This window comes from Terrirhizobium terrae, from assembly GCF_030323265.1.
Taxonomy (GTDB): domain Bacteria; phylum Pseudomonadota; class Alphaproteobacteria; order Rhizobiales; family Rhizobiaceae; genus Neorhizobium.
Genome location: NZ_CP104992.1, coordinates 2,207,197 through 2,229,115 on the forward strand (window position 1 = coordinate 2,207,197; position 21,919 = coordinate 2,229,115).

The 21,919-nt window shown below is 61.5% G+C and carries 18 protein-coding genes, 1 tRNA gene and 3 pseudogenes; 13 read left to right on the forward strand and 9 right to left on the reverse strand.

Annotation, left to right across the window (positions count from 1 at the left end):
- Positions 1–211: 211 nt before the first annotated feature.
- The 5 genes from N7E02_RS18605 to N7E02_RS18625 all read right to left on the reverse strand — a co-directional run bounded on the left by N7E02_RS18605 (position 212) and on the right by N7E02_RS18625 (position 2,656).
- On the reverse strand, positions 212–601 hold the full coding sequence (locus tag N7E02_RS18605) for a LysE family transporter (protein WP_286579153.1): 390 nt from the start codon (positions 599–601) through the stop codon (positions 212–214).
- A 162-nt stretch (positions 602–763) separates the two neighbouring features.
- Entirely contained in the window at positions 764–1,000 is a 237-nt protein-coding gene (locus N7E02_RS18610; RefSeq protein WP_286579154.1) for an anti-sigma factor, read from the reverse strand.
- Positions 997–1,572 carry an anti-sigma factor family protein gene (locus tag N7E02_RS18615; protein WP_286579155.1) on the reverse strand — a complete coding sequence of 192 codons (576 nt, stop codon included), beginning with the start codon at positions 1,570–1,572 and terminating at the stop codon, positions 997–999. Before N7E02_RS18615 ends, N7E02_RS18610 begins: the two co-directional genes overlap by 4 nt.
- Positions 1,569–2,150, reverse strand: a complete 582-nt coding sequence (locus N7E02_RS18620) for a sigma-70 family RNA polymerase sigma factor (protein WP_353622826.1) — start codon at positions 2,148–2,150, stop codon at positions 1,569–1,571. Before N7E02_RS18620 ends, N7E02_RS18615 begins: the two co-directional genes overlap by 4 nt.
- Before the next feature lie 239 nt (positions 2,151–2,389).
- Positions 2,390–2,656, reverse strand: coding sequence for a GIY-YIG nuclease family protein (locus N7E02_RS18625; protein WP_286583917.1), 267 nt, complete (start codon positions 2,654–2,656; stop codon positions 2,390–2,392).
- Between the two features lie 489 nt (positions 2,657–3,145).
- On the opposite strand from N7E02_RS18625, the gene N7E02_RS18630 reads away from it, so the two are divergent.
- From N7E02_RS18630 to N7E02_RS18655, 6 genes and pseudogenes are all read left to right on the forward strand, one after another.
- The gene (locus N7E02_RS18630) at positions 3,146–3,913 is read left to right on the forward strand and encodes a metalloprotease (protein WP_286579156.1); all 768 of its coding nucleotides are present in this window, start codon (positions 3,146–3,148) and stop codon (positions 3,911–3,913) included.
- Between the two features lie 495 nt (positions 3,914–4,408).
- On the forward strand, positions 4,409–4,807 hold the full coding sequence (locus N7E02_RS18635; protein WP_286579157.1) for a hypothetical protein: 399 nt from the start codon (positions 4,409–4,411) through the stop codon (positions 4,805–4,807).
- Positions 4,808–4,960: 153 nt separating this feature from the next.
- The gene (locus N7E02_RS18640) at positions 4,961–5,746 is read left to right on the forward strand and encodes an amino acid ABC transporter substrate-binding protein (RefSeq protein ID WP_286579158.1); all 786 of its coding nucleotides are present in this window, start codon (positions 4,961–4,963) and stop codon (positions 5,744–5,746) included.
- Positions 5,747–5,858: 112 nt separating this feature from the next.
- Positions 5,859–6,539: an ABC transporter permease subunit gene (locus tag N7E02_RS18645; RefSeq protein ID WP_286579159.1), complete on the forward strand. Its 681-nt coding sequence runs from the start codon at positions 5,859–5,861 to the stop codon at positions 6,537–6,539.
- A pseudogene (locus N7E02_RS18650) lies at positions 6,536–7,305 on the forward strand (amino acid ABC transporter ATP-binding protein). Before N7E02_RS18645 ends, N7E02_RS18650 begins: the two are co-directional and overlap by 4 nt.
- A gap of 115 nt (positions 7,306–7,420) precedes the next feature.
- Complete coding sequence (locus N7E02_RS18655; protein ID WP_286579160.1) at positions 7,421–8,380, forward strand: bile acid:sodium symporter family protein; 960 nt, start codon at positions 7,421–7,423, stop codon at positions 8,378–8,380.
- A 73-nt stretch (positions 8,381–8,453) separates the two neighbouring features.
- Here N7E02_RS18655 and N7E02_RS18660 read toward each other — a convergent pair whose 3' ends face one another.
- A complete protein-coding gene (locus N7E02_RS18660) occupies positions 8,454–9,695 on the reverse strand; it encodes an OpgC family protein (RefSeq protein WP_286579161.1) in 1,242 nt (413 codons plus the stop codon).
- Between the two features lie 208 nt (positions 9,696–9,903).
- Positions 9,904–13,415 (reverse strand): annotated as a pseudogene (locus tag N7E02_RS18665) (hybrid sensor histidine kinase/response regulator).
- Positions 13,416–13,626: 211 nt separating this feature from the next.
- Between N7E02_RS18665 and mscL the strand changes: the two are divergent.
- The 5 genes from mscL (at position 13,627) to N7E02_RS18690 (ending at position 18,343) form a co-directional block, all read left to right on the forward strand.
- Complete coding sequence (gene mscL / locus N7E02_RS18670; protein ID WP_286579162.1) at positions 13,627–14,058, forward strand: large conductance mechanosensitive channel protein MscL; 432 nt, start codon at positions 13,627–13,629, stop codon at positions 14,056–14,058.
- 124 nt (positions 14,059–14,182) lie between these two features.
- Entirely contained in the window at positions 14,183–15,358 is a 1,176-nt protein-coding gene (locus N7E02_RS18675; RefSeq protein ID WP_286579163.1) for a pyridoxal phosphate-dependent aminotransferase, read from the forward strand.
- Positions 15,359–15,518: 160 nt separating this feature from the next.
- Positions 15,519–16,553, forward strand: a complete 1,035-nt coding sequence (gene galE / locus N7E02_RS18680; protein WP_286579164.1) for a UDP-glucose 4-epimerase GalE — start codon at positions 15,519–15,521, stop codon at positions 16,551–16,553.
- Positions 16,554–16,674: 121 nt separating this feature from the next.
- On the forward strand, positions 16,675–17,481 hold the full coding sequence (locus N7E02_RS18685; RefSeq protein WP_286579165.1) for a polysaccharide deacetylase family protein: 807 nt from the start codon (positions 16,675–16,677) through the stop codon (positions 17,479–17,481).
- A 163-nt stretch (positions 17,482–17,644) separates the two neighbouring features.
- Positions 17,645–18,343 carry a RibD family protein gene (locus tag N7E02_RS18690; RefSeq protein WP_286579166.1) on the forward strand — a complete coding sequence of 233 codons (699 nt, stop codon included), beginning with the start codon at positions 17,645–17,647 and terminating at the stop codon, positions 18,341–18,343.
- 59 nt (positions 18,344–18,402) lie between these two features.
- Here the strand turns inward: N7E02_RS18690 and N7E02_RS18695 are convergent, their stop codons facing one another.
- Positions 18,403–19,242, reverse strand: a complete 840-nt coding sequence (locus N7E02_RS18695) for a hypothetical protein (RefSeq protein WP_286579167.1) — start codon at positions 19,240–19,242, stop codon at positions 18,403–18,405.
- Between the two features lie 638 nt (positions 19,243–19,880).
- Positions 19,881–19,955 (reverse strand) — tRNA-Thr (locus N7E02_RS18700).
- Positions 19,956–20,111: 156 nt separating this feature from the next.
- On the opposite strand from N7E02_RS18700, the gene N7E02_RS18705 reads away from it, so the two are divergent.
- Both N7E02_RS18705 and murA read left to right on the forward strand, forming a co-directional pair.
- Positions 20,112–20,357, forward strand: coding sequence for a hypothetical protein (locus tag N7E02_RS18705; RefSeq protein WP_286579168.1), 246 nt, complete (start codon positions 20,112–20,114; stop codon positions 20,355–20,357).
- A gap of 106 nt (positions 20,358–20,463) precedes the next feature.
- Positions 20,464–21,755 (forward strand): annotated as a pseudogene (murA, locus tag N7E02_RS18710) (UDP-N-acetylglucosamine 1-carboxyvinyltransferase).
- The last annotated feature ends 164 nt before the right edge of the window (positions 21,756–21,919 follow it).

Here is a 21,919-nt window from a genome sequence, read left to right on the forward strand (position 1 = left end):
ACCCAGCGCTGCGCCGCCGCTCCCCCGCGGGAGGACTCGAATTCTCTTTCGCTCTCATCGGGCGAAACGGATCAGATGACGCCACGCGCCAGCATCAGAAATCCGAGCATTGCCAGCATCAGCCCGGCGCCGCGGTTGGCAAGCGTGATCATGCCCAGATTGAGCCGGTGCTTGATCAGCGAGACGCCGATGGCGAGCGCGAGCCACCAGCTCAGCGAACCGATGAAGACGCCGACCGGCAGCAGGCCCCCGGCGCGGAAAGATGGCTTGCAAATGCGGTGAGCGCCGCCGTCGCAAGGGCCGGCGTCACCGGGTTCAGGAAGCCGAAGCAGATGGCAAAACCATAGGCCCGTGCGAAACCCGGCGCGACGCTGCCTGGCCCCGCCATCACCAGCTCCCGCCGCCAAAGACGCGCCGCGAAATAGAGCAGCACCAGCCCGGAGGCGAGGTTTAAGAGATGCGCGCTCTCCGGCCCGCCGATCAGCGTCATGCCGCCGAGAAAGGCAACCACGCCATAGGTCAGATGCACGGTCGCGACACCGAGCCCCGTCGCCATGCCGGCGCGCATACCGTCGCTCAGCGTGCGTTCCACGCACAGCATGCTCGTCGGTCCAAAGGGCATCGCGATTGAAAGTCCGGCGCCAGCGCCCGCCAGAAGGCATGCCATCCCGCTCATGTGATACCCCAGCCTCTCGATGCTGGAGTAAACCCGCCGTGCAGCGCGTTTATTCGCGGCCGGCAAATTTTATTTACAGTGCCGGTTTTACGGTGTTGGCGCCAGCTGCTTGCGATAGAGCTCGGCGAAGTCCCTGAGCTCGCGCGGGTTGAGGTCGGAAACGGCCCAGTAGGCAAGATCGCCATGGGTCCAGCGCAGCACATTGGTCCCGTCGATTGTGCTGCGCGCGTCCGATGCGCCTGCCTCAGCAGCGGTCACCGTCACGCTGATGATGTGCTGGCGCCGCTGGTAGATCATCACCGGCACGGGCGTCCCGGCAATCACATCCACCCGCCCCCGATCAGCGGAAAACCCTGGGGGCTAAGGTCGGGCGTCGTCGGCGCAATCGTCGTCCGGCCGTTGAACCAGGGCTTGACCACATGACCGCTTGAGGAAGCGATATCGAAAGGCTGCGGGGCGATCAGGCCGCGCAGATGCGAGCCGACGATCTCGTTTTCCGCCATATCGGCCCGCGTCTCGGTCTGCGCGAGATGGACCGCATATCCTCCTCCGAGACCACCTGCCGCAAGACCGATCACCAGCGATGCCGCGATCGACTGCCAATGCGCCGAGCGCCGGGGCGGCGAAACCGCTGCCGGTTGCGGCTCATCGGCTGTCTCGTCGGTCGCAAGGTCGTCGGCAATCGAGGCCAGCACCATGCCTCTCAGGCGTTCCGGTGCGGGGTCGCCCGGCAGGACGTCCTTCAACCCGGCGGAAAGCGAGGTGAGATTTTCGAGCGCGGAGACGAGTTCCGGCTCCTGTTCCACTCGGCGCTCCATGGCCAGCGCTTCGCCGGGCGACAACTCACCGTCGTGATAGGCATTGAGCAGCAGCAGGGTATCGCGATCGATCGTCAAGGCCTGATCTCCCCGGCGCTGGCCAGAAGCAGCTGTCTTGCCTTGGCAAGGCGCGACATGACCGTTCCGATCGGCACGTTGCTGATGGCTGCGATCTCCTTGTAGCTCAATCCGTGGAACTCTCTTAGCACCAGTGTTTCCCTGAGATGGACCGGCAGATCATTGACTGCATCATGCAATTTGGCTGCCCGCTGCTTGGCAAGCAGCAGGTCTTCCGGCGTCTGCACCGCATCTCCCGCCAGCGCCCCATTCATCTCGATGTCATGACGCGTGTCGGGCGGAATGTCCTCGAGCGACACCAGCTTACTGGGGCGGTGGCGCTGCAGCCATGAATAGGCTGCGTTGCGAACGATCGTCAGGAACCAGGCCCGTGCATTGCCCTCGGCAAAATCCTCGATGGCACGGTAGGCCTTCAGGCAGGCCTCCTGCATCACGTCTTCCGCATCGGTGGCGTTTCCGGTCAGCCAGCGGGCAAGGCGATACCCTCGTCGATGCGCGGCAGAACGATCTGCGCGAAGCGCGCCTTCGCCAGCGTCGTCATCTGCCCGGGCAACCACAGCTCGGCCGCATAAAGCCATCCTCTCCGCTGCCATCGAGCGACCGGATGGCGTTAAAAGGGCGCAGATGTTTGCCGACGAGTCAAACGAAATCGGGTTGGCTGCCGCATGGGGCATGCTCCGGCATCGGGCGGTCATGGGGAGTAAGACGGTTGCGGGTAGGCTTACAAACTCGATGGTTGCTTCGGGCACCCTTGCAATTTCCCCTCGCTCGTCATCCTCGGGCTTGACCCGAGGATCCAAACGCAAGGCCACTGCACTCACCCAAGCTCATAATACAAATCCCGCCAATGTGGATTCATTGCCTCGATCAGTTCGATCTTCCACTGCCGGTACCAGCGCTTGAGCGATTTTTCTCGCTGAATGGCATCTTGAATATTCCAGAACTCCTCGTACCAGACGAGCTGCTTGCATCCGTATTTCGAGGTGAAACCGGGCGTCATCTCCTCCCGATGTTCCCATATGCGACGTTCGAGATCGGACGTTACGCCGATATAAAGCGTCCCGCGCTTATGGTTGGTAACGATTTAGACAAATCCCGTCATGCGGGCAGGATCGCGTAGCGCTTGGGTTGCGTCAATCCTGGCCTTTGAGGGGGCTTGTGCCTGGATCCTCGGGTCAAGCCCGAGGATGACGACCGTGGTGGGGAGTTCGAATGATACCAATTTTACGTCGAGTGCGTGGATGCCCATGGGGCTATTTCACCTATCCGGCTAGTAGGTGAAATCACACAGTCTATAAGACAATACAGTTTATTGAGGTGAAGTAGAGGCTTGCTTTGGGCACCATTGCTTTTCTCTCTCCTTCGTCATCCTCGGGCTTGACCCGAGGATCCAAATACAAGCTTTGCCATGGTGGTAGCTAGTCACTGAACGTACCGCGCCCTTGGTGAAGACGATGGAATCTCAGCTGAATGCTGAAAATGCGTTAGAGGAAAGCCACATCGCACCAAAACCTTGCCTTCCCTCTAATCCGCGGTAATCTCCCACCTGCCCCGACCAACCGAGACCTCCCCGGTGAAATTCAAGCTGCAGGACGACGGACTGGCGATTGATATTCTGCGCCTGCCGCGCATCTTCGTGCATGGTGATTTCGCCTTGATCGTCTTCATTCTCAGCTTCTTCTTTATCTTCGGCGCAAAACTGTCCGCCGCCTGGCTTGGCGCCACAGTCATCGTGGCAGTCGGCATCGTGCTTTCCATTCTCGCCCATGAACTCGGCCATGCGCTCACGGCCCGCCGCCTCGGTTTCTATCCGCTTCTGATCCGGCTGCATGGCGCAGGCGGCGAGGCGGTGTGGGAGGGGCGCCCGGCGACTAGGCGCGAGCTTCAGCTCATCACCCTTGCCGGCCCGGCGGTCAATTTTGCGCTGGCCGGCATTCTTCTCGGCGCCTGCCTGTTCCTCCAGCCGGAGCCGGCGACATTCGATCCCGAGACGCTGCGGTTTTCCCGGCCGCCACCGCTGTTCGCCCCGCCGATCCTGCGTGCGGTGGAATGGCTCGGCTGGATGAACGTCGTCTGGGCCGTCGGCAATCTCCTGCCGGCCTATCCGCTTGATGGCGGCAAGATCCTGGGCGAGTTTCTGGAGCCGCGGATCGGCTATTATCCGACCCTGTTCTGGATCGGCCTTTCGGGCACCATTCTCGCCGTCATCGCAAAAATCGTGTTCGTTATCGGCCTCCTCGTCGGCATCTTCTTCTGGGCGCCGCTTTCCCTGCGCGAAAACTGGTCGGCATTCCAGGCCGGCCGGGCCGCCTTCGCCCGCAGCAGGCGTGGACGTTCGTGAGCCTCGATCCAATCAGATCAGAGAGTTAGCTCTGATTTCATCCCCGCCCTCCGAACCTGTGCCTACAATGCCCCCGCTTCCGCCGCCGGAGTGTTTCGCGAGACGTTCGCGGGCAGGCGGGAGCCGGCGCTTTCGTCTGAACCGTAACGTGCGGCAAGGGCGGAAGGGGTGAAACTCATGGAGGGTGGGCAACCATCTCCCTATCAAGCCTCCCCCGGCAGCCATGCCGGGTTCGGTTGAGCCGTCCAAGCACCGGCGAAATCCGGTGTGCAGCGAGGCGAGAGGATCATCCGTAGGGGCCGGAAGCCCCGAAAAGACGCCGAAGGCCACGCGAATGCGGAGCCACACATACTTAATACAATGAGGTTCCGCATTCGTGTGGGCTCTCCGATGAAGGACGAAGGTCCCCGGTTCGCCGGAAAAACGGAAGCAGGCAGAGACGCGAGGCCGACCGGCCGCGCGCACGATGAAACATGCCCGAGAGGAGGGCGAGCGATGGCGATGAGCAAGGACGAATGGATGCGCCGGGTGGCAGAAGCGAATGCCCAGCCCGCCTATTTCGGCCTGACATGGGGCGAGTTCGACAGTCTGCCGGAGCGCGAGCAACACCGCATCCGCCAACGGGTCACGCAGTTCGCCGCAACCCATATCGGCTTCTGGAAGGATTGCAATCTGGGCCGATGCCGGCGCGCCAAACGCTGCTGCGGCTTTCTCACCGACGCGCAATTCAAACAGGGTTACAATCCGGCCTATCCTCCCTGCGCCCGCAAGCAGGAAGCGAGACGGGCGAAAATATACGCGGGTCTTGAGGCACTCGATGGGCGCCGGGACGATACGCCCAAATATGCCGGCCGCCCGTCGGATCGCCCCGCTGACGATAGCGAAACGGAATGACCTTGCGAACGCCAAACCGCGCTCCCGAACGATTGCCCGTCATTCGAGCAAAAATATTCGCATTTGCTGCTTTCGGCGGCAGTTTTCTTTCCTCCCAACGCACCTATTTTCTGCGATCAAGACGCCAGCTCATTCCGTTGGAGAATACCTGAAATGACTTTTCTCAAATCCACCCTCAAGGCAGTTGCCGCCGCAGCCCTCTTGCAGGCCGCCTTCGCCCTGCCGGCCGCAGCCGGCGAGAACCTCGACAAGATCAAGTCGGCCGGCGTCATCCGCATCGGCACCGAGGGCACCTACGCCCCCTTCACCTTCCATGATGCGGCAAACAAGCTCGTCGGCTTCGATGTCGAAATCGGCGAGGCGGTCGCCGCCAAGCTTGGTGTGAAAGCCCAGTTCGTCGAAGGCAAGTGGGATGGCCTGATCGCCGGCATCGATGCCGACCGTTACGACGCCGTCATCAACCAGGTCGGCATCACCGATGCCCGCAAGCAGAAATACGCCTTTTCCGAACCCTATATCGCCTCCAAGGCCGTGCTGATCGTCCGCGACGGCAATGACGAGATCAAGGGCTTTGACGACCTGAAGGGCAAGAAGGCCGCCCAGTCGCTCACCAGCAATTACGGCAAGATGGCGGAAGCCGCCGGTGCCGAACTGGTCGGCACCGATGGCTTCGACCAGTCGATCCAGCTGGTGCTCACCCGCCGCGCCGATGCGACGCTGAACGACAGCCTCTCCTTTTACGACTTCAAGAAGCAGAAGCCCGATGCGCCGGTGAAGATCGTCGCCGAACAGGCCGAAGCCAGCTATTCCGGCATCCTTCTGCGCAAGGGCGATGACGAACTGGTCGCCGAGGTCAACAAGGCGCTCGCCGACATCAAGGCCGACGGCACCTACAAGACGATCTCCGACAAGTATTTCGGTCAGGACGTCTCCCAGTAACAACTGGAAATCAGCGCAGGCTTCGCCTGTGCTACAATACATCCTGTGATACACGAAACGTCCGGCTCGGTGCCGGGCGTTTCGCTTTGAGTGAAGAGCAAAGGATCGGGCCGTGCCGCATTGGCTTCAATTGATGATGGATTCCCTGCCGACGCTTTTGTGGGCAGGGATAAAGTTCACCGTGCCGCTGACGCTGCTCTCCTTCGCGCTCGGCCTGGCGCTCGGCCTCGTCACCGCCGTCACCCGCCTCTTCGCACCGCTGCCGCTGGTGATGATCGCCCGTTTCTATGTCTGGGTCATCCGCGGCACGCCGCTTCTGGTCCAGCTCTTCGTCATCTTCTACGGCCTGCCGAGCGTCGGCATCCTGCTCGACGCGTTTCCGGCGGCCCTGATCGGCTTCACGCTCAATATCGGCGCCTATTCGTCGGAAATCATCCGCGCCGTCATCGCCTCGGTGCCGCGCGGGCAGTGGGAGGCGGCCTATTCGATCGGCATGAACTGGCGCCAGGCGATGGCACGTACCATCCTGCCGCAATCGGCCCGCGTCGCCGTGCCGCCGCTGTCCAACACCTTCATCTCTCTGGTCAAGGATACGTCGCTCGCCGCCGCCATCACCGTGCCGGAACTGTTTCAGTCGGCCCAGCGCATCGTCGCCACCACCTATGAACCGCTGATCCTCTATATCGAGGCGGCTCTCATCTATCTGGCGCTGAGCTCCGTCCTCTCGTCGCTGCAGGTAAGGCTCGAGAAGCGTTTCTCGCGTTATGGCGGCATGCTGGAGGCCAACCGATGATCGAGCTTTCCCATATCAATAAAAGCTTTGGCGACCTGCAGGTCATCGAGGATGTCAGCCTGCAGGTGGCGGAAGGCTCCGTCACCGCGCTGGTCGGCCCGTCCGGCGGCGGCAAGAGCACGCTTCTGCGCTGCGTCAACCTTCTGGAAATCCCGACCTCCGGCACCATTCGCGTCGGCGATGCGGTCGTGGAGCTCTCTCCGGGCAAGAAACTCGGCTGGAACGATATTCAAAAAGTCCGCCGCCAGACCGGCATGATCTTCCAGAACTTCCAGCTCTTCCCCACCGCACGGCGCTGGAAAACGTCATGGAAGGCCTGATCACGGTGCTGAAATGGCCGCGCGAGAAGGCGGAAACCCATGCGCGCGAATTGCTGGCCAAGGTCGGCATGGCGCACAAGGCCGATGCCTGGCCGGCAACGCTCTCCGGCGGCCAGCAGCAACGCGTGGCGATCGCCCGCGCGCTCGCCATGTCGCCACGCGTCCTGCTCTGCGACGAGCCCACCTCGGCGCTCGACCCGGAACTCGCGACCGAAGTCGTCGAGGTCCTGAGCAAGCTTGCCGGTGAAGGCACGACCATGGTCATCGCCACCCACGACCTGCGGCTCGCCTCCCGCGTCGCCGATCATGCGGTGTTTCTCGAAGCTGGCCGCGTGGTGGAGCAGGGCCCGGCCGCCCGCATCTTCGGCGCACCGGAGCGTGAGCGCACCCGCCGCTTCGTCTCGTCGATCGGCGCCGCCCAGGGAGCGCACGGGGACGGAATCTGATCGGGTGAAACGTCGAAACAGACGGATACCGAACGGATATCCGTCAATTCGGCCTTGACAGGAGGGCGGGACGAACTAGACCGCGCGACACATTATTTCGTTCGGGAGTGAGATCTTGAAATCCTTGGCATCCTTTTCCGCCTTCGTCGGCAAGACATTCGCCCTCTGGGTGATCCTCTTCGCCGTGCTCGGCTTCTTCTTTCCAGACACGTTCAAGCAGGTGGCGCCGTGGATCGTCACGCTCCTGTCGATCATCATGTTCGGCATGGGCCTGACGCTGTCGGTCGATGATTTCCGCGAGGTCGTGAAGCGTCCCTTCGACGTCACGATCGGCGTGCTCGGCCAGTTCCTCATCATGCCGCTGCTCGCGGTCGCCCTGACCCGCATCATCCCCATGTCGCCGGAAGTTGCAGCCGGTGTCATCCTCGTCGGCTGCTGCCCGGGCGGCACTTCGTCCAACGTCATGACCTACCTGTCGAAGGGCGACGTGGCGCTGTCGGTCGCCTGCACCTCGGTGACCACGCTCGCCGCCCCCATCATCACGCCCTTCCTGGTCTGGATGTTTGCCAGCCAGTATCTTCCGGTCGATGGCTGGGCGATGTTCATGTCCATCGTCAAGGTCGTGCTCGTACCGCTGGCGCTTGGTGCGGCGCTGCAGAAAATCGTGCCCTCGGTGGTCAAGGCCGCCGTTCCGGCCCTGCCGCTCGTCAGCGTCATCGGCATCGTGCTGATCGTCTCGGCCGTCGTCGCAGCCTCGAAGGGCGCAATCGTCCAGTCCGGCCTGATGATCTTCGCCGTCGTCGTCCTGCACAATGGCCTCGGCTATACGCTCGGCTTCTTCGCCGCGAAGGCTGCCGGCCTGTCGCTTGCCAAGCGCAAGGCGATCGCGATCGAGGTTGGCATGCAGAATTCCGGTCTCGGTGCTGCCCTTGCCACCGCCTATTTCTCGCCGCTTGCCGCGGTGCCGAGCGCGATCTTCTCCGTCTGGCACAACATTTCCGGCGCGCTTCTCTCCAACTGGTTCTCCGGCCGGCTGGACGAGGAAGACAAGGCGAAGATCAGCCAGACAGCCTGATCTCGAAAACAATCTGCACAAATGAAAAGGGCGGCCGATCGGCCGCCGGCTCTGATGTCCTGGGATGACCCGCTTAGCGGATCACCATCTGCTGCGGACCGGCTGTCGCAGGCTTCTGTTCTCTGGTCTTGGCCGGTGCGGTCTCGCCCGAAGTGCCGAGATACTTGTCCCGTTCGCGCCACAGGGCGGGGATGCAGAGCAGGCCGACAGCAGAGAGTGCGATCGCGGTCTTTGTCCACTCGTTCAGTTCCGGCGTACGGCCGTCGAAATAGTAGACGAAGTATACGATCGCGACGTGCCACACGTAGACATAGAGCGAGTGGCGGCCGAGCAGGCGCAGGTAACGCAGGGTGAAGACCCAGGTCAGCGCCGAGGCGATGGAGCGAACCCAGGCGGCCTTGTGCTTGGGACCCGCAACCAGCAGCCAGGTGACCAGCATGCCGACGGCGGCGAAGTTCAAGAGATAAACCGGGCCGAAGTCGGCGCGGATTTCCATCGAGGCGAACTTGCCGATCATGTGCGGCGGCATCAGCTCGTTGGCCGTGATCAGGCGCAGCGGCAGGAAGAACAGCACCAGCACCAGCGCAACCTTCGGAATGAAGGTATTGTCGGGCGACAGGATGTTGCTCCAGTTGATCTTGCCGGACGAGGTCAGCGCACCGAGCACGAGGCCCGAGAAGAACACGATCTGCCAGCCGAACAGATTGAAGGACACGCGCAGGCCCTGATCGTCCGCACCCATGATCATGTCGTTGAGCGGAGTGGTAACCAGCTGGTGCAGGCCGAGCTGGCCGGCCATCCACAGCATGATCGATGCGGCCACGACATAGTGCCACTTGTCGTCCAGCACGAGCTTGATGAGGATCGGCGCAAACAGCATGTAGACGATATACTGCGGCAGGATATCCATGAAGGTCGGCTGGTAGAGGAAGGTCGCGATCGCGGCGAGACGCAGCGGATCGTCGAACGTCGTGTAGCCGAGCCAGTTGAACCAGACCGAATAGGCGCCCGGCAGGATCATCTGCGCCACCATGACGGCCAGAACGATGCCCATCGCATAGCGATACAGCTCGAAGGCACGGCTATAGATCGCCGAACGACCGGCGGCATAACCGCCCTTCATCATTTTGCGGGCATAGACCATGCCGATCATCAGGCCCGACAGGAACACGAAGCCCTGCGCGTCTTCGACGAAGGCAAGCTGGTTGTGATTGATTTTTACAAGGAAATAGCCACCGGCAAAAATAAGGTGGTTCAATACCATGAACACGAGGAAGTACCCGCGCATTCCGTCAATGATTTCAAAGCGCTTCATCCGTCGCGGTCTCCGTCTTTGCCGGTCCTGATGGCGGCTGCCCTTCGGTCCGTAAGGCCTCTGCGGGCCGGGAAGTCACGCGCCTAAACGTCGCGAGAAGCCGGTGGGTTCCGGCAGAATCGGGTTTTAGCCGACGTTCAGACATTTCAACCGTAAACAGTCCGTGATGACTGTTACATGAACGGATTTTGACGGAGCCTGTGGAGAACTATTCGGCAGCGACGCGGCGCAAACCGGCCGCCTGCGTGAGATAGGCGCGGATCGCGGCGGGCTTGACCGGCTTGTGCTGGACCCCGATCCCATGCCGCTCCGCCTCGGCCCGCACCTCAGCCGTACGGTCCGCCGTGATCAGCAGGGCCGGGATATCGCTCTGGTAAAAGGCCCTGAGCGCGAGGATGGCCTCGATGCCGTTTCCATCGCTCAGGTGATAGTCGGCAATCACGATATCCAGTGCCGGCTCGCGCCTGTTCATGATCTCGGCAAGGTCGCCGATCGATTGCGCCTGGCCGACCGTACAGCCCCAGCCGGTGGTGAGCAGCACCATGCCTTCGAGGATTTTCGGCTCGTTGTCGACGCAGAGCACGCGCAGGCCGCTCAACACATCGACCGGGCGGCTTCGAGCCCGCCTTGCGTGAGGGGTGGCCGTGGGGGAAGCGGCGAGGTCGCGCGGCATCTCGACCCTGAACGCGGTCCCGCGTCCCGGCGTCGAGGCGAGCCGTACCGGGTGGGCGAGCATCCGCGATAGCCGGTCGACGATGGAAAGCCCGAGGCCAAGGCCGCTTGCGGTTCTCGCCCCGTCGTCCAGCCGGGCGAATTCCTTGAACACGGTGCGGAACTTGGAGGAGGGGATGCCGATGCCGGAATCCAGCACTTCGATGACGACGCGGTCGCCCCGGCGCCGGGCGCCGACCAGAACCTTGCCCTCGATCGTGTATTTGATCGCGTTGGAGACGAGGTTCTGCACCAGGCGGCGCAGCAGGTTGGCGTCCGAGACGACTTTCAGCGACGTCGGCATCACCACGAATTCGAGGTTCTTCTCCCGCGCCATCGGCGCAAAGTCGGTTTCGATCCGCTTGAAAAGATCGTCGAGGCCGATCGAGCCGAAGCGCGGCTTCATAGCACCGGTATCGAGCCGCGAAATGTCGAGCACGGCGCCGAGAATGGTCTCGACGGATTCCAGCGAGGAATCGATATTGCGGGCAATGGCGGCGTTCTTGTCGCCGCTTCCAAGCCTCTCGACCAGTGCGGAGGAATAGAGCCGCGCGGCGTTGAGCGGCTGCAGGATGTCATGGCCGGCGGCGGCGAAGAAGCGGGTCTTGCTGATATTGGCCTCATCGGCCGTCGCCCGCGCCTCGCCAAGCTCGCGGTTGACACGCATCAACTCGGCCGTGCGCTCGCCGACGCGCTGTTCCAGGGTCTCGTTCGCCTGCTTCAAGGCCTGATCGGCGGCCACCCGTTCGGAAATATCGGTGAAGGTCGCGACGAAGCCGGCATCCGGCATCGGGTTGGTCCGCACCTCGACGATCCGCTCGCCCTCGTGAACGACAAGTGCAAAGGATGCGCCGAGATCCTTGAACTGACCGATGACCGACGGCCGGTCGGCCTCGGCGATCTCGCCCCGCTCGGCCAGAAGCGTGATCATGTCGGTCAGCAGGAAGCCCACCTGTCCAGCCTGTTCGGGAAGATCCAGCAATTGCCGGAAGCGTCGGTTCCAGATCGTCAGCCGGTCGGAACTGTCGAACACGGCAATACCCTGGTCCATCTGCGAGAGCGCGGTCTGCAGCATGTCCTGGTTATATTGAAGCGCCTCGCTCGCCTGATCGAGAAGCCAGGCCGTGTCCGAATTGGTGTCCTCGGCCTTCTGCAGGATGAGCGACAGGACCAGCCGCGCGGAAGAGGAACCGATGGCGCTGCCGAGCAACTGTTCGGAAAAGTGGATCATCGCCATGTCGGCCGGCTGGTCATCACTGAACCTTCGTCCGGCGGTCTTCTCGTAATTGGCGAAGGAACGCAGCATCCGCTCCTCGCCCAAATAGCGGGCGATGACAGTCTTCAGGTCGCCGACGCTGATGCGGGTTTTCCAGCCGCGGGTGGCGAACTGGGCGCGATGCTGCCGCTTGACGAAGATGCCGGCCTGCAGGCGCTCGACCGGGCGCGGGTTGCGCGACATCGAGCCGAGTATGAAGGCGATCGTGTTGAGCGCCAGGCTGAAGATCGTCGTCGTGACGAAGGGATCAATATTGGGTGCTGAGAAGATCGCGGTAACCGGGAAGATGAAGTTCAGCACGGCAGCTGCGATATAGGAATTGTCCGGCCCGCCGAGGCTCGGCAGGAACAGCAGATAAGCCCAGGCCAAGAAGCCGAAGGACAGGCCGAGGATAGCTCCGCGCGCATTGGCCCGCCGCCAGACGAGACCCACGAGCAGGGCCGGAGCGATCTGCGCGATCGCCGCGAAGGCGAGAAGCCCGATCGAGGCGAGGCCCGACTGGCTGTCGGCCATGCGATAATAACCGTAGCCGAGCAGCATGACGGCGAAGATCGACGCGCGTCTGATGTTGAGCAGCATCCGGGTCAGGTCCTGCTGCCCGGCGGAATGGGCGACCAGCTTTCGCCGTAGGAAGAGGGGATGACGATGTCGTTTGAGATCATGATCGACAGCGCGACCGACTCCACGATCACCATCGCGGTCGCCGCCGAGAAGCCGCCGATGAAGGTCATCAGCGTGACGAAGGAATATCCCGCCTCGAGCGGCAGGGTCAGAACATAGAGATCGGCATCGCCCATGCCGCCGAAGGTGATCAGCCCGGCGGCCGCAACCGGCAGCACGAAGAGGTTGATGGCGATGAGATAAACCGGCAGCAGGAAGCCGGCGGCCCGGCGCTCCCGCGGCGTGCGGTTTTCCACCACCGTCACATGGAATTGCCGGGGCAGGATGACGATCGCGAAGGCCGAGATCAGGATGATCAGGATCCATCGGCTGAGCGGCGTTTCGTAGGATGCGGCCGAAGTGACCAGCAGGTTTTCCGATGCCTTGGCGGCAAGATCCGACCAGCCGTCGAACATGAAGAACACGACGGCAATGCCGACGGTGGCGAAGGCCACGAGCTTGATCAGCGATTCCATCGCGACCGCCAGGATCAGCCCGTCCTGGTGCTCGGTCGCGTCCGTGTGGCGGGTGCCGAAAACGATCGCGAAACAGGCCATCAGCACGGTGACGATCAGCGCCAGATCGACGAAATGCAGATTGCCGCTGCCGATGCCGAAATCGGACGGGTTGACCATGACGGCGACGGAACTGGAGACCGCCTTCAGCTGCAGGGCGATATAGGGAACGGTGCCGACCAGCATGACGACTGCGACGATCGCCGCCACCGTCGAGTTCTTGCCGTAGCGGGCGGCAATGAAATCGGCGATCGAGGTGAGCTTCTCGGCCTTGGCCAATTCGACGATGCGGCGGATGACCGGCATGCCGAGTGTGAAGGCAAGGATCGGCCCGAAATAGATGGCGGCAAATTCCAACCCTCGCTGGGAGGCGAGGCCGACGCCGCCGAAATAGGTCCAGGAGGTGCAGTAGACGGCAAGGCTCAGCGCATAGACGACCGGCCGCCCACCTGCCGGTACCCCGGCAAGGCGACTGCGCCTGTCGCCGTAGCTCGCCACGGCGAAAAGCAGCAGGATATAGGCGAATGCCGAGACAAGGATCACCCAGCCTGGAAGCATATTTCCTCCGCCGCAAACAAATGCGCTCCTCTCGGCGAATGTAAGCGATCTGCCAGGTCTTGGAAATCGGCGGCGTCTTGTCAAAAAGTCCAATACCGCAAAGGGCGGCCTGATCGATTGTCAGGTTTAAGTCTTTGGGCTTTTGCACCTTTTCAGCATATGAGGGAACGCTATGTTAGCCCCGACGGCAACCAAGAGAGGGGTTATGTCCATGTCTGTAGTCAGCGAATTCCGTTCCTTCATCGCCAAGGGCAATGTCATCGACCTGGCGGTCGGTATCATCATCGGCGGCGCCTTCACCGGCATCGTCACGTCTCTCGTCAATGATATCGTCATGCCGGTCGTCGGCGCGATCACCGGCGGCGGTTTCGATTTCTCTAATTACTTCCTGGCGCTGTCTAGCGCAGTTACTGCGCCTTCGCTGGAAGAAGCCCGCAAGCAGGGCGCAGTCTTCGCCTATGGCAGCTTCATCACCGTGATGATCAACTTCCTCATCCTCGCCTTCATCATCTTCCTGATGGTCAAGGGCGTGAACAGGCTGCGCGCCATGGAAGAAAAGAAGCCGGTGGATGAAAAGCCTGCTCCGCCGCCGGCCGATATCCAGCTCCTGTCCGAGATCCGCGATATCCTCAAGACGCGGTAATCGTCCCAAGCGATTGTGCGATGCGGCATTCATCAGAACAATGAATTGCCGGCTCACGGATTGTCATTGGAATTTCGTCCTCTTCCTGCGCTAAAGGAGGAGGACGAAACAACAGGAAATCCGCATGTCGCTTCTCGCTTCGCTCAGCCCACGCGCTCTTGGTGCTCCCGAGAGCGGCATCGTCGAGATCATCAACCACGCCCGCATCGGCGGACGTCAGGACCTGATCCCGCTCTGGGCCGGCGAGGGCGAACTTCCGACCCCGGATTTCATCAATCGCGCCGCATCCGAGGCGCTCATCGGCGGTGAGACCTTCTATACCTGGCAGCGCGGCATTCCCGAACTGCGCCAGGCGCTGTCCGACTATTATGCGCGGCACTTTTCCGTGTCGCTGCCGATGGAGCATTTCTACGTCACGGGATCGGGCATGCATGCCATCATGATGGCGGTTCAGGCGATCTGTGGTCCTGGCGACGAGATGATCTATCTGTCGCCGACCTGGCCCAACATCGTCTCGGCGATCGAGATTTCCGGCGCTGTCGCGACCGGCCTGCCGCTGGAATTCACCGGCGGCGCCTGGTCGCTCGACATAGCCAAGCTGGAAGCGACGATCACGCCGAAGACCAGGGGCCTGTTCATCAACACGCCGTCCAACCCGACCGGCTGGACCGCGACCAAGGAAGATCTGGCCGCGATCCTGGGGCTCTGCCGCAAGCACGGCTTGTGGATCATCGCTGACGAGATCTATGCCCGCTACTATTACGGCGGTGCGGTGCGTGCTCCGTCCTTCCTCGACGTGTCGGAGCCGGATGACCGCATCATCTACGCCAATTCCTTCTCCAAGAACTGGTCGATGACCGGCTGGCGCGTCGGCTGGCTGGTGGCGCCTGCGGAACTCGGCCAGGTGATCGAGAACCTCGTGCAGTATTCCAACTCGGGCGTCGCCCAGTTCATGCAGCGCGGCGCCGTGGTGGCGCTCAACGAGGGCGACGCCTTCGTGGAAGAAAACATCGATCGCGCCCGCAAGTCGCGCGACATTCTCTGCGACATGCTGATCGCCACAAACCGCGTCCAGACGCTGAAGCCGGACGGTGCGCTCTATGCCTTCCTCAAGGTGGACGGCATCACGGATAGTCGTCAGGCCGCCTTTGATATCGTCGACAGGGCGGGTGTGGCGCTGGCGCCGGGTTCGGCCTTCGGCAAGGGCGGTGAGGCCTTTCTGCGCGCCTGCTTCCTGCGCAATCCGGTGCAGATCGAGGAAGCGGCCGACAGGCTCGCGACCTATATCAAGGCTCTGTAACCGCAGACTGCGACCTTCGTTGCATAAAACTTTATGCATCGCTGAAAACGTCTGTTATACACACTTGCTAATATAGATGCGGCAGCCCCGTAATTGTAATCAATGAGCAAGTGCCGCGGTGTTTTCCTGCCGGGAACATGGAAGGCAGGGAAACATTGTCATGGCGGTTCTGGTAACTGGCGGAGCGGGATATATCGGCAGCCACATGGTGTGGGCGCTGCTCGATGCGGGCGAGGACGTGGTCGTGCTCGACCGCCTGTCGACCGGCTTCCGTTGGGCCGTGCCGGCTGCGGCCCGCTTCTATCTCGGCGATGTCGGCGACCGGAAGCTGTTGCCGGAGATCTTTGCCGAAAACAACATCGATGCCGTGATGCATTTCGCCGGCTCGATCGCCGTGCCGCAGTCCATGGCCCAGCCGCTGGATTACTACGAGAACAACACCAGCAAGACCCGCCTGCTTGCCGCCGCGGCTGTCAAGGCAGGCATCAAGCATCTCGTCTTTTCCTCCACCGCTGCCGTTTACGGCGAGCAGCCCGATGATACGCCGGTTCTGGAAAGCGCACCGACGCTGCCGAAGAACCCCTATGGCCAGTCGAAGCTGATGTCGGAACTGATGCTGCGCGATGCCGCCGCCGCCCATGACTTCCGCTTCGTGGCGCTCCGCTATTTCAACGTCGCTGGCGCCGATCCGCAGGGTCGCACGGGCCTTTCGACGGAAGGCGCGACGCATCTGATCAAGATCGCCTGCGAGGCAGCCCTCGGCAGCCGCCCCGGCGTCGACGTCTACGGCACCGACTACCCGACGCCCGACGGCACCGGCATCCGCGACTATATCCACGTCACCGATCTCGTCGCGGCGCATCTGAAGGCGCTGAGCTATCTGCGCCGTGGCGGCGAGCCGCTGATCGCCAATTGCGGTTACGGCCGTGGCTACTCTGTGCTCGAGGTTCTCGATGCGGTCAAACGCGTCAGCGGCCAGTCCTTCGACATTTCCTACGGCCCGCGCCGCCCGGGCGATGCGGCAAGCGTCGTCGCCAACTCGACGCTCGCCCGCCGGCTTCTGGAATGGCAGCCGCAACATGACGATCTCGACCTGATCGTCGATACCGCGATCGCCTGGGAAAGCAAGCTGGCCACGCGTCGCACCGAGGGGCTGACGAACATGCACCAGCGCCTGATGGCCGTCGGCTTCTAGGTTTCGATCGCGGCTCTCCCATGGCGGGGCCTGTGCCGCGAACACGGGTGTCATGCGCAAATGCTCGTGGCCTGTGACAGTGCGCAGGTATATGGACGGGTGATCAACCGGATTTGACCCTATGCACGCCCGCCTGACTGCCGTTCTCCTCGCTCTTGCCTGCGGGCTCTCTTCCGCACCTGCCGCCCTTGCTTCGGACACGGCCGTGGCCCAGCCTTCTGCGAGCGCGCCAAAAGTGCGGCTGGTCGAGCCGAAGCTGCATCTCGCCAAGGCTGACGGCGTATCCCGCCTCCGCGTGGCGCTGACCTTTGACGCCTGCATGGGCGCGGTGGACGAGCGCATTCTCTCCACCCTGATCAACGAGCGCATTCCGGCAACCGTCTTCGTCACGGCCCGCTGGCTGCGGAAGAACCCGGCGACGGTCGCGGTCTTCCTCGCCCATCCCGATCTCTTCGAAATCGAGAACCACGGTGAAAACCACATACCGGCGATTGATGTCGCCGTGCCGGTCTACGGCATCCCGGCCGCCGGATCGCCGGAAGCCGTGTCACGGGAAGTGGCCAAGGGCGCCGAGGCGGTGATCGCGGCAGGTTTTCCGGCACCCCACTGGTTCCGCGGCGCGACGGCAAAATACGACAGGACTTCGATCGACGAAGTCCGCGCCATGGGTTACCGCATTGCCGGCTATTCGCTGAATGGCGACGACGGCTCGCTGCTCGGCGCGGGCGCTGCCGAAAAGCGGATCGCGGCGGCGAAGGACGGGGACGTGGTGATCTCCCACATCAACCAGCCGACCCATGCGGCAGGCCAGGGCGTGGCCAGTGCCATCCTCAAGCTCAAGGCCCGCGGCGTCGAGTTCGTCCGTCTCGCGGACGTCGATCCCGTCGGCGACAACGATACGACGACCGCGCGGCCCGGCCTGTTCTGAGGTCTCCACGTCTGATCCGCTGCCTCGAAAGGTTATGATTTTGGTGATTTGGGCATAAGCCGCCGTTGCGCGCTTCCCTTCGGCGACCGCCTGTCCATATTGAGGTTGAGGGCGGTTGCGGGTCGTTGAGCCGCGGTGCCACTGCAACGGGAGGGGCGCAGCGATGAAACCCTATGTCATTTGCCACATGATCACCTCGCTTGACGGCGGGCTGCATGCGACCCGCTGGACCACGAGCCCGGACGGCGAGCGCGACGACTGGTCCGCCCAATACGAAAAAATCCACCGGGATTTCTCCGCCGATGGCTGGCTGGTGGGGCGCGTGACGATGGCGGAAATGGCGAAGGCCGAGCCGCACCCGCCCGCGGAACCGAAGGACGTCAATCGTCCGGTTCATATCGCCGACGACGCGGCGGCGTCCCACGCGATCGCGCTCGATCCATCGGGCAGGCTACATTTTTCAGGCGGAGATCTCGATGGTGATCATGTCGTTGTCCTCCTGGGACGCGATGTCGGCGACGATCATCTGGCCGAGCTTGCGGCAGACGGCGTTTCCTACATCGTCTCCGATCAAGAGGAGATCGATCTTGCCGCGATGATCAAGGCACTCGGCCGCGAATTCGGCATCAAGCGCCTGCTTCTCGAAGGCGGCGCCGGCATCAACGGCTCGCTGTTTGCGGCAGGCCTCGTCGATGAACTCAGCCTCCTAGTGGCGCCGGCGCTGGACGCCCGGAAGGGCAGCGACCGGATCGTGGAATTCGGCGAGGAGGGGCTCGCCGGCAAATGCGCGTTGTCCCTGATGAGTTGTACGGAGATCGGCTCGGGATTGCTGCACCTGCGCTATCGGGTGTCGAAGGGGTGAGAGCGGCATCATATTATATTGTATAGATGTCCGACCTAAAGTCTCGGTCAGACCGGACTCTACCGGCTAAATTTTCTGATATCCTGTGTGTACCGATCAGTGTTGATACACATGCCAAAACTCACATGTATGGTGTCGCTATCCGATCTCGCCAAGTAAGATGCTCTGTGTGTTCCCGGGTAACGCGGCTTAGTAACGGTATACTTCACCTCTTGGCCTGGGAAGGAGATGTTTTTTAAAAAATAACCCGAGAATGAGCCAATACTAAAAACAGCTCCGTATACGTGCGAAAATCTCTCTATCATCTCACTAAGCTTGGCCATTGGATAGGTGCGCACGGATTGCGGGTATATCCTGATGATTTCCATCACCTGAAAATCTAAATCTTCTTCGCGAAAACCCGCGACAACAAGCAGATGTCGCCCGCGTCCGTCTCCGATCCATTTTCCAAAAATGGAGATTAGGCCTGGATTAAAGTCCGGCCCGAAGTATTCATGATAATCTGGACGCTTTATTGTCAGAGATGCATTTGCTTTGTCTTCAATAAGATTGAGCAATGAGAGCGGCTGAAAATTGGTAAATTTAGCCGAGAATGCGTCACTTGGAATCGCTGCGTCAACGTTAAGCCGATGTAGGGCGGCTGCTTTATCTATTGGCTCGGACACTTCCTCCAACAATTCGTCAAGCCAATCCAACATTTGGTCAGGATTGTTTGATGCCACATCGCGCTGTGCAAAACTTAGTATCTTACGACGCCTATCATTTTCGCCGTCAACTCTCGGGCTCGCTGCCGGATTTAGGCCTGAACTCTGAATATCTAGTGCCATTCGTGATAGCACCCCTGCTGCCGCTTTCGCGTCGAGATTTTCTAATCCGGGAATGGTATCGACTTTGATCATTTGATTAGCACCGGGAGCTCAATGATGTCGAATTCTGAGGCGCGCAAATCAGCGATTATAAACTCGTCGCCTGGACCGGCCCTCTTGGTCGCAGGAACTTTTTTAATCTGACTTCGACATGTGGCCTTGATATGATAAATAACAAGGGTCGCCACATCTTGAAGCTGTTTTGTTGACAATTTGTAACCAACTCGTCGCGCTGTTCCTTGGTTATCTCGCCACTGCTCAGCCAATCCTCAGCAAGACGTTTAAACGTTCTTTTGTAGCTTTTGATCCGGGCATCGTGGCGATCTTCGCCAGCCACCGCCCTATGTAATTGCTCGTATATTACAGCAGGATCTGAACTAGGCGCTACCATTGCAGATGGTGCTTGCCCTGGCTGTTGGCCCGCCGAAAACGCTTCGCTACACCAGGCATAAAATATTCCGTTCCTGTACCTGTTTGCAACTTGTACTGAGAATACGGTATTTACTGAGTATAAAAATTGACCTGTCATGCCGCCACCACTGCCCGAGCATTTACTAGCACAGGCAATTCTAGGTCGTAAAGCAGTATGGATTCGCATTATCGACGAAGACAAATAAGTACACCTTCGACGTGTATATTAGGAGTGTGGAATGTCACTTACTTGGAAAAAATGGTGCTGCTAGAGAGATTTGAACTCTCGGCCTCTCCCTTACCAAGGGAGTGCTCTACCCCTGAGCTATAGCAGCATTCAGGCGGCGCGGGCTTGTGCCGCGTCGTTGGTGAGCGGCCTATTGCCATAGCTTCACCGGGAGCGCAAGCCGCAATTTCCAAGTTCTTTTGCCGACGATGGGGAAAACTTCGGCTGCGCTTTTGTTTCCGGGGCTTTTTGGTTATTGAGGGCGATGGCCGAAAATGACGAAACCGAGAATGAGACACGCCAGCCGCGCGGCGAAAGCCGGGGCGACCGGGCGCGTGCGGCGCAGGCCGCCCGTGAGGCGGAGCGCCGGGCCAAGGCTTCCGCCAAGCTGCGCGAGAACCTGATGCGCCGCAAGGGCCAGGCCCGCGCCAGGCGTGCCGGCGAGGCCGACGAGACCCAAGGACTGCCGGCATCTGCGCCCGCTGCCGCAAAATCGGACGAATCATCCTGATCTACTCCGGCTTTCGGGGTCTCACAGGATTTCACAACATTGATGAGCCGGGGCTTTTCGTCTAAGGACGCTGCCTTCCGCGCTTGAGAGGGAAAGTTTTTCAATCATGGATCGCATCCGTATTACCGGCGGCAATGAGCTGAACGGCATCATTCCGATTTCCGGCGCCAAGAATGCCGCGCTGCCGCTGATGATCGCCTCGCTTCTGACGAGCGACACGCTGACGCTCGAAAACGTGCCCCATCTGGCAGACGTCGAGCAGCTTCTGCGCATTCTCGGCAATCACGGCGTCGACATTTCCGTCAATGGCCGCCGCGAAGGCCAGGTCGAAAGCTACGCCCGCACCATCCAGTTCACCTGCCGCACCATCGTCGATACGACCGCCCCTTACGAGCTGGTCTCCAAGATGCGCGCATCCTTCTGGGTCATCGGCCCGCTTCTGGCGCGTGAGGGCAGGGCCCGTGTCTCGCTGCCGGGCGGCTGCGCCATCGGCACGCGTCCGGTCGACCTGTTCCTCGAAAGCCTTGCGGCTCTCGGCGCGGAGATCGAGATCGATGGCGGTTACGTGAATGTCACGGCGCCTGCCGGCGGCCTTGTCGGCGCGCAATACACCTTCCCCAAGGTTTCCGTCGGCGCCACCCATGTGATGCTGATGGCGGCGACGCTCGCCAAGGGCACGACCATCATCGACAACGCCGCGCGTGAGCCCGAGATCGTCGACCTTGCCGAGTGCCTCACGGCCATGGGCGCCAAGATCACCGGCGCCGGCACGAAGACGATCACCGTCGAGGGCGTCTCGTCCCTGCATGGCGCCCGTCACCGCGTCCTGCCTGACCGCATCGAGACCGGCACCTATGCCATGGCTGTCGCCATGACCGGTGGTGACGTGACACTCACCGGCACGCGCGCCTCGCTGCTCGACAACGCGCTCGATACGCTGAAACTCGCCGGTGCCGAGATCACCGAGACGGAAAGCGGCCTGCGCGTCGTGCGCAACGGCAACGGCATCCAGCCGGTCGATATCGTCACCGAACCCTTCCCGGGCTTCCCGACCGACCTGCAGGCACAGTTCATGGCGCTGATGACCCGTTCGTCGGGCGTCTCGCACGTCACCGAGACGATCTTCGAAAACCGCTTCATGCATGTGCAGGAACTGGCCCGCCTCGGCGCCAAGATCTCGCTCTCCGGCCAGATGGCCCGTATCGAGGGCGTCTCGCGCCTGAAGGGCGCTCCGGTCATGGCGACCGACCTGCGCGCTTCCGTCTCCTCGTCATCGCCGGCTTGGCCGCCGAGGGCGACACGATGGTCAGCCGCGTCTACCATCTCGACCGTGGTTTCGAACGGCTGGAAGAGAAGCTCACCCGCTGCGGCGCCGTCGTCGAACGCGTCAGCGACTGATTGATCTACTACGATCTGTTTTTAAGGGGGACGGCAGGGAAACACCTTGCCGTCCCTTTTCGCATGCCTATGTCAGAAGCGCACCCCAACTTAGAAACCGCGCATCGTCCTTTCCGAAAACTGGTTCCAGTTGTCGGGGCGATGCCATCTCCCGCCTCATATTC